Genomic DNA, 14,101 nt, shown 5'->3' with positions numbered 1-14,101 from the left:
GAGAGCGAGCGTTCCGTCCACACCGCTGCCGCGCCCGAAGCCCGGCGGGGCCGCCGGCGACATCGGCAGAGGAACGAGAACCCATGCCAAAGCACGCCCTCCACGCGGTGGCCGCCGCGGCCGCTCTGGTCTCCCTGGCAGCGTTCGGCCCCGCACCGAGCAGCGCCGCCCCGCCACCCGACCGGTCCGCCGGCCCCTCGGCCGCCCCGACCGGTTCGCCCGCCCCGGCCCGGTTCGTGCCCGGCCCTTGTCCGAAGCCGCCCGAGCCGATCGAAGCGCTCGACCACGCACGGTGCGGGTACCTCGAAGTTCCGGAGAACCGCTCCCGCCCGGGCGGGAGGACCGTGAAGCTCGCCGCGGCGGTCATTCCGGCCGCCGCACCCGCGACGCCGGCCCAGGACCCCGTGGTGTTCATGGCCGGCGGCCCCGGCGGCGACACGTTCGACGACATCCCCTTCCTCGTCGGGTCCGGCCTCAACAAGGACCGCGAACTGATCGTCATGGCCCAGCGCGGCAACCTCTACGACCGGCCGAACCTCGCCTGCCCGGAGATCGACCGGTTCAACGAGCAGGCCGTGGGCCTGGGCTACGACGCGAAGCGGGCGGAACAGCTCATGCTGAAGGCGGCGAAGGACTGCCGCGACCGCCTGACGGCCGACGGCGTCGACCTGAGCGCCTACAACACCACCGAGAACGCCGCCGACTTCGCCGACCTGCGCAAGGCGCTGAACATCCCCCGGTGGAACGTCTACGGGTACTCCTACGGCAGCGACCTGGCCCTCACCTACCTGCGCCTGCACCCCGAGGGCATCCGCGCCGTGGCGATCGACTCGGTCACCCCTCCCCGGACCGCGACCCTGCCGTGGGGATGGAGCAGCGCCGCCGAGGGGATCGACCACATCTTCGCGGCGTGCGCGGCGCAGCCCGCCTGCAAGAGCCGGTACCCGGACCTCCCCCGCATGCTGACGGAGCAGGTGCGCAAGCTGGAGGCACACCCCCTGACGCTGGACGTCCCGCCGCCGGGCGGAGGAAAGCCCGTCAAGGTCGTCCTCGACGGGGGCGCGCTGCTGAACCTGATCGTCGCCTTCACGCCCCGGCCCAAGGACCTCCCCGCAGCGCTCGACGAACTCAGCCGCGGAAACCCCGAGCGCTTCGCACGGGCCCGCGCGGCCGGCTCGGTCCAGAACACCGGTGCGTTCGCACACGGCCTGACCGAGTCCGTGGCGTGCAGCGAGTGGGCGCCCGGGTACTCGGAACCCGACGTGCTGAAGGCGGGGCGCAAGGCCTTCCCCGGGTGGCCGGACACGGTCCTGGCCCAGGTGCCGCAACTTCCCTTCCAGTACCCGGTGTGCCGGGTCTGGAACGTTCCGGACCGCGCGTCGATCCAGCGGGTGGCCACGGTCAGCTCGGTGCCGGCGCTCCTCATCTCCGGCACGTTCGACGCGAAGACCGGGGCGAGTTGGGCGAAGGGCGTGGCCCGTGACCTGTCCCGCTCGACCGCCGTGCAGATCCCCGGCATCGGCCACTGGGTGGTCCCGCAGTCGCCGTGCGCGCAACGCGTCCTGGCATCGTTCCTCGCTCGCCCGACCGCGCCCGACACCGCCTGCGTGGACGGCCTCGAACCCGAACCGTTCACGATCGTCCCGAAGTGACCGGGAGGCCAGATGACACGCCGTCAACCGACCCGTCGCCACCGCACCGTACGGCGCCTGCGGGCCACGTCGGCCGGCCTGGCGACCGGCCTCCTCGTCACCGGACTGCTCGCCGCGCCCGCCGGCGCGGACTCCCGTACCGACACCAGCCCCAGCCCCAGCCCCGAAGCGCCGATCGGCACGGTCGCCCGGACCGTGGGCGACGCCCGCTTCGCACCGGGCCCCTGCCCGAAGACGCCGGAACCGATCGAGGCGCTCGACGAGGCCCGCTGCGGAACGCTCACCGTCCCCGAGAACCGCGCCGACCCGACCGGCAAGACGATCGAGCTCGGTGTCGCGATCGTCCCCGCCGCGACCGACAAGCCCAAATCCGACCCCATCGTGTGGCTCGCGGGCGGACCCGGCGACGACGCCGTGGGGGAGGCGAAGATGGCCGTCGACGGCGGCCTGAACCGCGACCGCGACGTGATCTTCATGTCCCAGCGCGGCACGTACTCGGCCGACCCGAACCTCCTGTGCCCCAACATCGACGAATTCAACGCACGCTCCGTCGGCCTCGTCTACGACGCCCCGTCCACCGAACGCCTGCACGTCGAGGCGACGAAGGCCTGCCGCGACCGACTGGCGGGCCGCGGGATCGACCTCGGCGCCTACAACGACACCGAGAGCGCCGCCGACTACGAGAGCCTGCGCAAGGCGCTGGGCATCAAGCAGTGGAACCTGTTCGGGATCTCCTACGGCACCCACCTGGCGCTGGTCTACATGCGCCTGCACCCCGAGGGGCTGCGCTCCGTGGGCATCGACGGCATACTGCCGCCGTCCACGTCCGGGTCGGCAGCGACCTGGAGCAGCGCCCGGCAGGGCTTCGACGGCCTGTTCAAGGCCTGCGCGGACCAGCCGGCGTGCAACAAGCGCTATCCGAACCTGTCGGCCACCTTCGACCGGCTCGTCCGCGAACTCGAAGCCAAGCCGGTCACCACGACCGTCACCCTCCCCGGCAGCGACAAGCCGGTGAAGGTCGTCCTGGACGGCGGAGCCCTGGTGAACTGGATGACCTCCGCCACCCACGTGGCGCCCCAGGTGCCCGCCGCGCTCGACGAGCTGGCGCACGGCAGGCCGCAGCGGATCGCCCGGCAGTGGGCGGGCGGCAAGCTCAGCCCCCAGGCCATGGGCAGGGTCGCGCACGGTCTCGCCTACGGCGTCTTCTGCAGCGAGTGGACACCGTACGAGACCGAGCAGGCGGCGCTGCGGGGCGGACAGGCGACGTTCCCGTCCTTCCCGCGCTCGGTAAAGGCCCAGGCCCCGCAGCTCACCTTCCTCCACCCGGACTGCGACGTCTGGAACGTCCCCCCGGCGTCGCCTTCGATCCGGGACGTCACGCGCGGCGACATCCCGACCCTCGCCCTGTCGGGCGGGTTCGACTCCCAGACCGGGGCGGACAACGGTCCGTACGTCGCCGGCACGCTGAGCAAGGCCAAGGTCGTCACGGTCCCGTACGAGCCGCACGTGGTGTTCGCGACCTCGAAGTGCGCGCAGGAGATCACCGTCTCGTTCTTCGACGACCCGGCCGCGCCGAAGACCGCATGCCTGAAGAGCCTCAAGGCTCCCGAGTTCGAGATCGGGCCCTGAGACCGCGAGATCACCTCGCGTGCGCCCGGGTAGGGTGAGGTGAGAAGGCTGTGGGAGAGCCAGGAGCCGTGATGCGCGGACACCGTCCCGAGCCGTCCGACAACGTGCAGGAACTCCTGGTCGCTCTCGGGCAGCTCGTCGATCAGGCCCTGGACCGGATCGAGTACCAGCGGGCCAGGGTCGAGCTGGCCGTGGCCCTGCAGCGCCACATGCTCCCACCCGGGCTGCCGCAGCTGCCCGGGCTGCGGCTGGCCGCCAGGTACGCGCCCTCACGAGGCGGTCTGGAGGTGGGCGGCGACTGGTACGACGCCTTCGTCATGCACGACGGGTCCCTGGGGCTCACGATCGGCGACGTGCAGGGTCACGACGTGGAGGCCATCGCCTTCATGGGACAGGTGCGCACCAGCCTGCGCGCCCTCGCGCGGACGACGAGCGACACCCGGGAGGTACTGGGCCGCGCCAACGATCTGCTGATCGCCATGGGGTGCGGCCTCTTCGCGACCTGCTGTTTCCTCCGCTTCGACCCGGTCAGCCGCGATCTGACGGTCTCCAGGGCCGGCCACGTCCCGATGGTCTGGGCCACGGCGAGCGGCCGTCACGGCATCGCGCTCGACCGCGGCGGGCCGCCGCTCGGCATCGTGTCGGGCGAGCGGTACCCGGTGACCCACCGGCGCCTGACGGAGGCAGGGGTGCTCGTCCTGCTCACCGACGGAGTGGTGGAGGGCCCGCACTACCCGATGGAGTCCGGTCTGGCCGAGGTGGTCAGGCTGGTGCGCGCGGGGTTCGACGCCGATCCCGACGTGCTGGCCTCCGCCGTCGTCAAGGTGGCCGACCTGACGGGACACCGCGACGACGCCGCCGTGCTCGTCGTCCGGTACGACGGCCCCCAGGCGTCGGACTGACCGATGGGGCCGCCGGGAAAGCTCGGACAGCTGGGGTCGCCGGTGGCGGGATCTGAGCGCAGACTGCTGTCGTGAGCAGCGCGGAGATCGGTCGTCTCGGGTCCACCGCGCTGCGCATCCTCGCCGTCGCCGTCGTCTAGTACGGGGCCGCACGGGTCGGCCTCCTCCAGCAGCTGGTGCGTGACCAGGTCACCCCGCTGTGGCCGCCGACCGGCGTCGCGCTGGCCGCGCTGCTCGTGATGGGGCTGCGCGTCTGGCCGGGCATCGCGCTGGGCGCGTTCCTGGCCAATGTGTTCCTCGGGCCGTCGCTGATCTCCGTACTGGTCATCACCGCGGGCAACACCCTCGCGCCGGTCTGCGCCTGTCTGATGCTGCGCAGGGCCGCGTTCAGGAACGAGCTGGACCGCCTGCGGGACGTACTGGCACTGGTCTTCCTCGGCGCGCTCGCCGGGATGTCGATCAGTTCGACCATCGGCACCGGGGTGCTGGTCCTCTCCGGAGCACTGGACGCCGGCGACTTCTGGCCGACCTGGTCCGTGTGGTGGACCGGTGACGCGATGGGAGTCCTCGTCGTCACCCCCTTCCTGCTCGTGCTGCGCAAGGCCCATTGGCCATCGGGGGCCGGACCCGGCCGATGGTTCGAGGCGGTGGCGCTGGCGCTCGGTACGCTCTTCGTCACGCTCCTGGCGACGCACACGCGCGAGTGGAGCCTGCTCTTCCTCGTCTCGCCGTTCCTGATGTGGGCGGCCTTCCGCTTCCGGCTGGCCGGCGCGGCGCCGTGTGCGCTCGCCGTGGTGACGCTGGCGGTCCTGGCGGCCGCCGGCGAAAGGGGCCCGTTCGCCGGCGACGACGTCTTCGCCACCATGGTGACGCTCCAGGCCTTCAACGGCACGACCGCGCTGACGGCCCTCCTCCTCGCGGCCGTCATCACCGAACGCGACCGGACGTACGAGGAGATCAAGCAGCTCTGCGGGCGGCTCGCGGACGTGGTGGCCCGGATGGAGCCGCGCCCCGAGTCGTACCGCGCCCCGCCCGATGACCACCCGCCGCCCTGACCGGCGCGCGGAGCTCACCGCGGTCCGGTGCGGGCAGCCGAGGACGACTGCCCGCACCGGAGCGGCCGATGCCGTCAGCTCCTGCCGAGGAGGGCGTTCATCCGGGCGATCTCCGCGCTCTGGGAGGTGATGATCGCCGCGGCCATGTCCTTGGCGGGCCGGTACGTGCCGTCGGCCTGCTCGGTCCGGGCCATGGCGACGGCCCCCTCGTGGTGCTTGACCATCAGCTGGAGGAAGGCGGTGTCGAACGCCTTGCCGGAGGAGGCCGCGAGCTGCGTCATCTCCTCGGCGGTCATCATGCCGGACATGGTGTGACCGCCGTGGCCCTCGCCCGTGGCCGGGACCTGCTCGCCCCAGGAGGTCAGCCAGCCGGAGAGGGTCTTGATCTCCGGATCCTGGGCCTTCTCGACCTCCTCCGCGAGCTTCTTCACCTCCGCCGAGTCCGCGCGGGCCGCGGCGAGGCCGGCCATCTCGACGGCCTGCCGGTGGTGGGGGATCATCCCCTGGGCGAAGGCCGCGTCGGCGGCGTTGTGGTCGCCCTGCCGTGCCGGGGCGGAGGCGGACGGTGAGCCGGACGGCGAGGCGGAGGACCCGTGCCCGTCGTGGGCCGAGCCGGAGCCGTTGCCGTCGCCGTTGCCGCCGCAGGCGGCGAGGACGACTGCGGCGGTGGCGGCCGCGGCCACGGCCGTGGCACGGCGGATCAGGGAACGTTTGCTGGTCATGGTGCTGCTCCTGCGGTGAGGGCACGCGCGCGTCGGGGCGTGCCGGGGTAGGGAACGGTCCGAGTGCTCGGGCCGCCCTATATGCGCAGGAACTGCAGTTCACTCAGTGACGGTGGCGCGCGTCCGCCCACCGCACCGCTCGTGCCGATCCCGGGACCGAGGACCGGCACGGCCGCGACACCGCTCGGGGCGGCGGCCGGGGAGGGCAGGACGGGGGCGCCCGCCGTGCCCGCGGCGGCGCAGGTCGCGTCCGCGTGCTGGGTGTGCCCGCCGCTTCCGTCGCCGGCCGGCCCATCGGCCCGCACGGCGCGGTCGTGCTGCATCGCGTGCTCGTCGGCGGCCGCTGTGCCGTGCGCGAGGGCCGCCCCGCCGGCGGCCGCGCACCCGGGCGCGGCGGCGGAAGCCGGAACGGCGCCCGGCCCCAGGCCGTGCATGGCCACGAGGCCCACCAGCACGGCCAGGATCAGCAGGAGGTGGGAACGCAGCACGGGCGGCTTCATCGCGCGCGTCGCCTGGTGATCCATAGCGGCATCGTAGGCGCCCCCTCCGCGCTGGGCGAAGCCGGGCCGGGAAAACCCTGCCCCTGAGGTGCGCGGGGACGCGGTACGGGGTGCCGGCGACCGTGGCCGCCGGCACCCCGTCCGTCCATCCGTCCGTCCCGGTACCGGTCAGGCGGCGGCGGTCCGACGTCCTTCCTCGGCCTGTGCGGGCGCCAGCCGGCCGCTACGGTGCAGCACGTGCAGCGCGGCCGCGCAGACCAGGCCGAGCGCCCCCAGCGCCACCCACGGCAGGGCGGGCACTCCGGCGCCGCGCGCGGCGTCCAGTGCCACGCCGGTCAGCAGGTTGCCGACCGTGATGCCGATGCCGCAGATGGTGTTGTACAGGCCGTAGTGCGTGGCCACGAGACGGTTGCCCGCGAGGCGGACGATGGTGTCCATCTCGAAGGGGTAGGCGATCATCGTGCCGAGCGCCAGCAGCAGCGCGGACATCGCCGGTGGCAGGGCCGCCGACAGCCACAGGCCCGGCCCGCCCTCCGGCACCGGCACGGCGGAGGCCAGTACGGAGGCCAGGAGGAGGGGGACGAACGCCGCCCCCATCGCCACCAGTCCCCAGGTGAGTGCCCGGCCCGGTGCCATCCGGGCCTTGCACCAGGCGGTGACCTTGGTCTGGAAGACGATCGTGCTCAGCCCGGACACGGCGAACAGGACCGCCACCGCGGCCGTACCGGACCGCCCTTCGCCGCCCAGGCGCCTGACCTCCAGCGGCAGGGACAGGTAGACCTGGAAGGACATGACGTACGAGCCGACCATGGCCAGTGAGAACAGCAGGAAAGGACGGTTGGCGAAGATCCCGCGCCACTGCCGCAGGACTCCCTCGCGGACCCCGTCCGCGGTGTCGGTACGGGCGGCGCGGCGGGCGGGGAGGGCCCGGATCTGGATGAGGCTCAGGATCGCGAAGATCCCCGCGGCCGCCAGGCAGGTGACGCTGAAATCGATGCCGGTGAGGCCCATGCCGACCAGCGGACCGAGCAGGATGCCCGCTTGGTAGAACACGTTGAACAGGGCGAACGCCTCGACGCGCCGTTCGCCGGCGTCGGCCGCGAGGTAGGCGCGGGAGGCGGGATTGAAGAGGGCGCCGGCCAGGCCGGTCGCGGCGGACGCGGCCAGGAGAGCGGGGACGGACTCCACCAGCCCCAGGGTCGCGAAGCCGGCGGTGCGCAGCACCAGCCCGGAGATGATCATGGGCTTGTAGCCGAGGCGGTCGGCCAGTGTCCCGCCGATGAGGAACATGCCCTGCTGGCTGAAGTTGCGTACGCCGAGGATCAGCCCGACCAGCCAGCCGGCCAGGCCGAGCGGCCCGGCCAGGTGGGTGGCCAGGTAGGGCATCAGCATGTAGAAGCCGAGGTTGATGGTGAACTGGTTGACCATCAGCAGCCGGACGCTGGAGTCGTACGAGCGGACCTGGGCGATCGTGTCCTTCACCGGGTCCGCTCCTGCGGGTTCCCGTTCGTCCGGCCTTGCCCGAAGGCGAGCGGATCGACGACGGCGGTGCACCGGGTCCAGCGGGTCACCTCCTTCTCGTCCATTCGGCCGATGAGGTCCGGTTCCGGCGCCGGCGGCGAGTCGAGCAGGCCGTGGGCGGCGCAGTAGCCGTCGTCGTAGACGCTCCCGAGGTACCGCTGGGGGCCGTCGGGGAAGATCGCCGCGATGCGTGCGTCCTTCGGGAGGGCGCGGGCGAGCCAGCCGGCCACCAGTGCCACCGCGCCGACGCTCCATCCGCCGGTGGCGTAGTAGGAGCCGGCCAGTTGGCGGCAGGTCCACACGGCTTCCGCGGGGGAGACCCAGTGCACCTCGCCGAAGTGGTCGTAGGCGACGTTGCGGGGGTAGATGCTCGACCCCAGGCCACGCATCAGCCGGGGGCGGGCGGGCTGCCCGAAGATCGTCGAGCCGATGGTGTCGACTCCCACGAGCGTCAGGTCCGGATAGAGCTGCCGCAGTACGCGGGAGATCCCCGCGGAGTGGCCGCCCGTGCCGACGCTGCACACCAGTACGTCGATGTGGCCCAGTTCCGTGGCCAGTTCGAGGGCGAGCGGGGTGTAGGCGCTGGTGTTGTCCGGGTTGTTGTACTGGTCCGGGCACCAGGAGCCGGGGTGCTGCGCCATGAGCTGCTGTACGCGGTCGCGGCGGGCCTGCTGCCAGCCGCCCGTCGGGTGCGGCTCGGCGACCGCGTCGACCCGGGCGCCGTACGCGGCGAGCAGTCGGACCATGGACGGCTCCAGGCCCGGGTCGGTGACCAGGGAGACCGGGTGGCCGTGGACCATGCCCGCCAGAGCGAGACCGAGGCCCAGGGTTCCGCTCGTGGACTCGATGATTCGGGCGCCCGGCTTCAGGTCGCCGCGGGCGCGGGCCCGTTCGACCATGTGCAGACCGGGACGGTCCTTGATACCGCCGGGGTTGAAGCCCTCCAGCTTCGCCCAGAAGCCCCGGCCCGCCGGCGCGAGCGGTTCGGAGATGCGCAGGAGCGGGGTGTTGCCCACCAGCTCGGACAGGGCCGAGCGGCCGGTGGGCGGGGTGTCGGTGGTCGTGGAATGCATGACGTTGCCTTCGTTCGTTCGGTGGTGGCGTCGGCTACTCGTTCGCGTGGCACGCCGTCACCGGCGGGCATGAGCGGGGCTGAGCCCCGGCCCGGCGGGCGGCATGCGGCAGCCGCGGGCGGCTACGGAACGAGCGGCCTAGATCCGCCACCGGCAAACGTCGGCGAGCGTGGAGCGGCCGGTGCGGGCTATGGGCGGTCTACCGGAACGGAAAGCGGCAGGGGCCGCCTGCGCCACCGGCAGTGCGTCGGCCTCCGCTGAAGGAGGTGCACCGGGCGGGAAGGCCGGGCCCTGCGACTCGCTCGTCGACGTCCACGTGGTCAGGCAGGGCGAAACACAGGCGGACCCGTGTTCGTGCTGCGGACCGTCCGGCGTCGCAGGCGCGGACAGGGACAGGTGCCGATGGTCGTCGGTGGCGAGGTACGAGGAGCAGTGGACGGCGGCCAGGAGCAGCACGCTCAGCAGACAGGCGAGCAGGACTCCCGGCCAGAGCCGGACCCGGCGGGTCCGGCGCGGCGAGTGCGGGCGGAGCACAGATCCTCCGAGCGGCAGTCACGCCCCAGTCGTGGGGATGGGAGGCGACACGGGCGGGTGCGCGCGCAGGCAGCAGGACTTCAGTGCCACAAGCCACGGCGAAATCGACATATCGCCGTTTTGTGGATCAATCTGCGCAGTATGCGGCGCACGGGACGTCGGCGGGAACTCCGACACGCCTACACCCGAAGGACGACCTGTGATCTGAAGCCCTCGGAGGAAGCGCCGGCGGATTGCCCCGTCCCGCTCGAAGACGTTCGCACCTCGCACAGCGCATCGGCGGGATCGGGCTCGGCCGCCGCACGCGACGGTGCGCCCGACCGGCGCGCACCCTCGACCTCCGCGTGGTCGTCCCCCGCGGAACAGCCCACGCCGGATGCGGCCGCCGGGCCTCCCGCGTCCATCGAGGAGACGGAGGCGACCCGCACGGCATCCGTTTCGTCGCCGTGCGCCGACGAGGAAGAGCAGCACACCCCGAACAGGCCGAGCAGAAGCAGGGCAGCCAGCCCGGCAGGGACCAGCCGACGCACCTTCGAAAGGGCCGACCGGCCGCCCGAACGCGACCAAGCTGTCATCACACCGTGATCATAGCCAGCGTTCCCCCCGGCCCATACGCCCGATCCGGAAGAACGTGCGATCCAACTGCCCTTGCCCGCAAGGACCGTAGGAATCCCTCAGACGTACGTCGACGCACCCCGCGCACGCGGCAGCGGCGCATCGCCCAGCGGACCCGAATCGCCGGAACAGGCCCTCCTCACCGTGAAGTGCACCTGAAGCACTCCGGTCCAGACGAGCGCCGAGCCCAGCAGATGGAGCATCACGAGGAGCGAGGGCAGGGCCGTCAGCGACTGCACCAGCCCCACGAGGCCCTGACCGAGGAGCACGGCCACGAAGACGACCGCCTTGCGGCGGGCGGCGCCGAAGCCGTCCCCGGGCAGCACCGACAGCAGAGCTCCGGCCAGGACCAGAACCGCCCCGGCCAGCACACCGTGCACGACGGTCACGGCCGTCCAGTCGAAGGGCATCCGCGCCACGTCGGAGGAGTCACCCGCGTGCGGTCCGGAACCGGTGGCGAGCGTGCCCACGACGACCAGGAGGGCCGTCGCCGCGACCAGGGCCCCGGACAGCGCCCGGATCCGCGCGCCGGACCCCGGCGCGCCGGGCCCCGCGCCGTCGGCACCGGCACCGGCACCGGCAGCGGGGTCGGCGTACGCAGCGTGCCAGGTGTACACCGCGGCGGTGAGCAGCAGCGTGGCGGCGAGGAAGTGCGCGGCGACGATGTACGGGCTCAGCCGCATCCATACGGTCACTCCGCCGACGATCGCGTTCAGTACGACGATCCAGAACTGCGCCCACCCTCCGCGCAGCACCGCGGGCATCGGCTTTTCCTGGAGGCGCGCGGTGATGATGACCCAGCCCACCACCGCGCACAGCACCCCGGTCAGCAGCCGGTTCCCGAATTCGATGGCACCGTGCACCCCCATTTCCGCGGTGGGGGCCAGCGTCTCTCCCGTGCACATGGGCCAATCGGTGCAGCCGAGACCGGAGCCCGTGACGCGGACGATTCCACCGGTCACGATGATCGCGATGCTTGCCGTGACGGAACCGAGCGCGGCCAGCCTGACGCTTCTCGCCCCGAGCGAGTACCTGTCGGCGAGCCATGAGAGGGGAGTGCGCACGATCAGCCTTCCATTGTTCTGCTTTCCCGGTGGCGGAGCGGAAAGCCCAGCGTACGCCGGGCGTTCACCCCGCCCTGACGGGGTGTCGCAGAACGGAAGGAGGGCTGGGGTCAGTGCCCGTCGCCCTGGTCGGGGCCCGTCCAGTCGAAGGTGATGTGCTTGCTGGACTGTCCCTCCCTGCTCCAGTGGAAGCCGAAGGCATCGGCGCGGTCCGCCGTCGAGCGACCCCAGGTCGCGACCTGCCCCGGCCCGGTCTCCGAGCCCGGCAGGTTGGTCGACTGGACCCGGGCGCCGTCCGGTGTCGTCGGCCCGGTGAGCGCAACGGCACTGGCCTCGACCCGGCCGGGGATCGTGGCCCGCCAGCCGCCGAGGTCCTCGTCGACCTCGATCCGGATCGGGGCGAAGTCCATGCCCCGCATCTCGGCGTCCATCATGCTCACCATCTCGGCGGGCCAGCTTCCGGCCTGGCCACCGAAGATCATCTGAAGTGCCCCGCGCTGCGCGTCGTCGGCGCGCTCGTCGAGGAAGACGGCCGCGTACGAGTCGGTGTGATCGGCCCATATGTTGCCGACGAAGGAGCCGAGCATCAGCACGTTGAGGCCGTCCAGGCGCACCTCGCCGTAGTTGCCCTCGCGTACGTGCCAGGCCAGGACACCGTCGCATTCGCCGTAGGTGGGTGGCTGGGCGAACGAACAGGGGCAGGGAACATTGCACCGGCAGGTGTCGAACCAGTCACCGGCCGCGTGCCATCGTGGAACAGTCGCCGTCGTCTCGGACATCTCATCGCCTCCTGATGGCCCGCACGGGCAGGAACCGCCTGGTCGGCAAGGCCACGCCGGACGTAGACACCGGAGCTCGGTGGAACGTCACCTCCAATTCTCCTCCCGGTGCCGCGCGGGCAAAAGCCCGGGCGTTTCGCGCCGCCATTGCCGGGGGTGGACGCTCGACGACGCAGGGCGACGGCACATGCTGACCAGCCGGTCGTCAGCCGGTCATCCGATGCCCATCGGGTCCATGGGCGGACCGGACGTCTCCAGGCCGGGCAGCAGCCAGTCCTGGGAGAGGGAGAGCACGGCCAGGGCCAGGAAGGCGAAGCCGACGGCCCAGGCCAGCCAGGGCCCTTGCCGCCAGAGTTTCTCCAGGAAGATCACCGCTGCGAGCACGGCCATCGCGGCCACGTTCATGACGCCGAGCGGGATCAGGACGATCATCAGGCCCCAGCAGCATCCGACGCAGTAGAGCCCGTGGTGCGCGCCCACCCGCAGGTCCTTGGCCCAGGGCCGGAAACGCGAGTACTGGAGCAGCTGGAACATCGGGTTGCGGCAGTGCCGCAGGCAGACGCGCTTCAGCGGCCCGAACTGCTGCGCCGCCGCGAGGAGGAAGGCAGCGGCGCCGATCCAGCGGCCCGCCCCGGCGACGCGGTCCACGAGGTGCCCGGTCGCGGCCAGTGCGCCGTACGCGAGCAGGCCGAAGGCCGTCCAGGCGAGGAGGTAGCCGCAGACGAAGCCGGTGATCCGCAGGGTGCGGCCGGGGCCGGCCGAGCTGCGGTTGATGCCGCGGACCCAGGTGATGGCGACGGGTGCGACGGACGGCAGCATCATCGCCGCCATCATGACGACCCACAGCAGCAGGAAGAGGGGCAGCGCCAAGCCCATGGTGCCGGGCTCCATCCCCATGTGACGGGCCTGGCCGATGGTGAGCACCCACGCCAGGGCGGCCAGCAGCACCATCAGCACCCACGCGACCGCCAGGTCACGCGCGGGCAGCAGCACTCCGGGCCGCGTAGGTGCCGGCGGGGCCAGGCGAAGGTGCGGCATGGAACGCCTCCCAAGGACGCGAGCTGCCCTCTCCAGCAGATCACAGAACGGAAGGGCCCAAAACCCGGGAGGCCGGCGGACGGCGCGGCCGGCCGGTTCCCGGCGACCTGCCCCGGATCAACCGGTGCACGGGCTGGGAAATGCCGCAGCCGCAGGCCGTTGGAGACGACGAGCCGGTCTCGAAGGTCCGCAGCCGCCGCGCGTACGGTGGACATAGGGCCGGACCGGTACGCCGGTGCAGGCGCTGGGGCGGTCTCCTCCCGGACAGGAGGGAAAGGCGATGCACGAGCACAGGATCGGCACGCAGGAGGAGTTCGAGGCAGCCCGGGAGGAGCTGCTCGTGCAGGAGAAAGAACTCACGCGGCGCGGCGACCAGCTCGCGCGCAAGCGCCGCGACCTTCCCTGGGTGCGGGTCGAGAAGGACTACCGCTTCGAGACCGAGGGCGGGACCGGGACGCTCGCGGACCTCTTCGCGGGGCGCTCGCAGCTGCTCGTCTACCACTTCATGTTCGGCCCTCCGTACGAGGCCGGGTGCCCGGTGTGCTCCTCCATCGCGGACACCCTCGATCCCAACACGGTCCACCTCGAGGCCCGCGACGTGACGCTGATCTGCTCCTCGCGGGCACCGGTCGACAAGCTCCTCGCCTACCGGGAGCGGATGGGCTGGAGCTTCGACTGGGTCGGCGCGGGCGGCAGCGACTTCCACCGCGACCTCGGCTTCCAGTACACGGAGGAGGAGCTGCGGCCGTTCCTCCAGGGCGGGGTTCCGGCGACCGTGAGCCAGATGGCGCAGGCGTGCGGCACGGACGTGCTCGGCTACGTCACCGAAGGCCCCGGGCTGAGCTGCTACGCCCTGTCGGACGGCACCGTCTACCGGACGTACGTCACCACCGCCCGCGGCCTGGAGCCGGCCATGGCCTACTACGGCCTCCTCGACCGCACGCCGCTGGGCCGCCACGAGGAGGGCGAGGAGGCCCACTGGCTGCGCCGCCACGACGAGTACGAAAGGACCTGAAC

Annotated in this window: 12 protein-coding genes; 5 read left to right on the top strand and 7 right to left on the bottom strand. The window is 72.2% G+C overall.

What is annotated here, in order from left to right:
- The first annotated feature begins 83 nt into the window (after positions 1 to 83).
- The 4 genes from JYK04_RS08445 to JYK04_RS08430 all read left to right on the top strand — a co-directional run bounded on the left by JYK04_RS08445 (position 84) and on the right by JYK04_RS08430 (position 5,238).
- Positions 84 to 1,652, top strand: coding sequence for an alpha/beta fold hydrolase (locus JYK04_RS08445; protein WP_189734503.1), 1,569 nt, complete (start codon positions 84 to 86; stop codon positions 1,650 to 1,652).
- Between the two features lie 12 nt (positions 1,653 to 1,664).
- The gene (locus tag JYK04_RS08440; protein WP_189734501.1) at positions 1,665 to 3,281 is read left to right on the top strand and encodes an alpha/beta fold hydrolase; all 1,617 of its coding nucleotides are present in this window, start codon (positions 1,665 to 1,667) and stop codon (positions 3,279 to 3,281) included.
- A gap of 71 nt (positions 3,282 to 3,352) precedes the next feature.
- A complete protein-coding gene (locus JYK04_RS08435) occupies positions 3,353 to 4,183 on the top strand; it encodes a PP2C family protein-serine/threonine phosphatase (RefSeq protein ID WP_189734499.1) in 831 nt (276 codons plus the stop codon).
- A gap of 176 nt (positions 4,184 to 4,359) precedes the next feature.
- Positions 4,360 to 5,238 carry an MASE1 domain-containing protein gene (locus JYK04_RS08430; RefSeq protein ID WP_373297376.1) on the top strand — a complete coding sequence of 293 codons (879 nt, stop codon included), beginning with the start codon at positions 4,360 to 4,362 and terminating at the stop codon, positions 5,236 to 5,238.
- A gap of 74 nt (positions 5,239 to 5,312) precedes the next feature.
- Here the strand turns inward: JYK04_RS08430 and JYK04_RS08425 are convergent, their stop codons facing one another.
- The 7 genes from JYK04_RS08425 to JYK04_RS08395 all read right to left on the bottom strand — a co-directional run bounded on the left by JYK04_RS08425 (position 5,313) and on the right by JYK04_RS08395 (position 13,084).
- Positions 5,313 to 5,960 (bottom strand): DUF305 domain-containing protein, encoded by a 648-nt coding sequence (locus JYK04_RS08425; RefSeq protein ID WP_189734497.1) that lies wholly within the window; start codon positions 5,958 to 5,960, stop codon positions 5,313 to 5,315.
- A gap of 77 nt (positions 5,961 to 6,037) precedes the next feature.
- Positions 6,038 to 6,484 carry a DUF6153 family protein gene (locus JYK04_RS08420; protein WP_229875048.1) on the bottom strand — a complete coding sequence of 149 codons (447 nt, stop codon included), beginning with the start codon at positions 6,482 to 6,484 and terminating at the stop codon, positions 6,038 to 6,040.
- 144 nt (positions 6,485 to 6,628) lie between these two features.
- On the bottom strand, positions 6,629 to 7,942 hold the full coding sequence (locus JYK04_RS08415; protein WP_189734495.1) for an MFS transporter: 1,314 nt from the start codon (positions 7,940 to 7,942) through the stop codon (positions 6,629 to 6,631).
- The gene (locus JYK04_RS08410) at positions 7,939 to 9,054 is read right to left on the bottom strand and encodes a PLP-dependent cysteine synthase family protein (protein ID WP_189734493.1); all 1,116 of its coding nucleotides are present in this window, start codon (positions 9,052 to 9,054) and stop codon (positions 7,939 to 7,941) included. Before JYK04_RS08410 ends, JYK04_RS08415 begins: the two co-directional genes overlap by 4 nt.
- 1,208 nt (positions 9,055 to 10,262) lie before the next feature.
- Positions 10,263 to 11,267 carry a COX15/CtaA family protein gene (locus JYK04_RS08405; protein WP_189734491.1) on the bottom strand — a complete coding sequence of 335 codons (1,005 nt, stop codon included), beginning with the start codon at positions 11,265 to 11,267 and terminating at the stop codon, positions 10,263 to 10,265.
- A 110-nt stretch (positions 11,268 to 11,377) separates the two neighbouring features.
- On the bottom strand, positions 11,378 to 12,046 hold the full coding sequence (locus JYK04_RS08400) for a DUF1326 domain-containing protein (protein WP_189734489.1): 669 nt from the start codon (positions 12,044 to 12,046) through the stop codon (positions 11,378 to 11,380).
- Between the two features lie 213 nt (positions 12,047 to 12,259).
- Positions 12,260 to 13,084 (bottom strand): DUF2182 domain-containing protein, encoded by an 825-nt coding sequence (locus tag JYK04_RS08395; RefSeq protein WP_189734487.1) that lies wholly within the window; start codon positions 13,082 to 13,084, stop codon positions 12,260 to 12,262.
- A gap of 280 nt (positions 13,085 to 13,364) precedes the next feature.
- Here JYK04_RS08395 and JYK04_RS08390 point away from each other — a divergent pair, with 280 nt between their 5' ends.
- Complete coding sequence (locus tag JYK04_RS08390) at positions 13,365 to 14,099, top strand: DUF899 domain-containing protein (RefSeq protein WP_189734485.1); 735 nt, start codon at positions 13,365 to 13,367, stop codon at positions 14,097 to 14,099.
- Positions 14,100 to 14,101: the final 2 nt, after the last annotated feature.

The sequence above is a fragment of the Streptomyces nojiriensis genome, from assembly GCF_017639205.1.
GTDB lineage: Bacteria > Actinomycetota > Actinomycetes > Streptomycetales > Streptomycetaceae > Streptomyces > Streptomyces nojiriensis.
The sequence above is the reverse complement of the archived record's forward strand: the minus strand, read 5'-3'. Positions and strand labels throughout refer to the sequence as shown.

What these genes read in the sequence shown, in the direction of transcription:
- JYK04_RS08445 (WP_189734503.1), top strand. Translation starts at nt 84, where the DNA reads ATGCCAAAGCACGCCCTCCACGCGGTGGCCGCCGCGGCCGCTCTGGTC.
- JYK04_RS08440 (WP_189734501.1), top strand. Translation starts at nt 1,665, where the DNA reads ATGACACGCCGTCAACCGACCCGTCGCCACCGCACCGTACGGCGCCTG.
- JYK04_RS08435 (WP_189734499.1), top strand. Translation starts at nt 3,353, where the DNA reads ATGCGCGGACACCGTCCCGAGCCGTCCGACAACGTGCAGGAACTCCTG.
- JYK04_RS08425 (WP_189734497.1), bottom strand. Translation starts at nt 5,960, where the DNA reads ATGACCAGCAAACGTTCCCTGATCCGCCGTGCCACGGCCGTGGCCGCG.
- JYK04_RS08420 (WP_229875048.1), bottom strand. Translation starts at nt 6,484, where the DNA reads ATGGATCACCAGGCGACGCGCGCGATGAAGCCGCCCGTGCTGCGTTCC.
- JYK04_RS08410 (WP_189734493.1), bottom strand. Translation starts at nt 9,054, where the DNA reads ATGCATTCCACGACCACCGACACCCCGCCCACCGGCCGCTCGGCCCTG.
- JYK04_RS08400 (WP_189734489.1), bottom strand. Translation starts at nt 12,046, where the DNA reads ATGTCCGAGACGACGGCGACTGTTCCACGATGGCACGCGGCCGGTGAC.
- JYK04_RS08395 (WP_189734487.1), bottom strand. Translation starts at nt 13,084, where the DNA reads ATGCCGCACCTTCGCCTGGCCCCGCCGGCACCTACGCGGCCCGGAGTG.
- JYK04_RS08390 (WP_189734485.1), top strand. Translation starts at nt 13,365, where the DNA reads ATGCACGAGCACAGGATCGGCACGCAGGAGGAGTTCGAGGCAGCCCGG.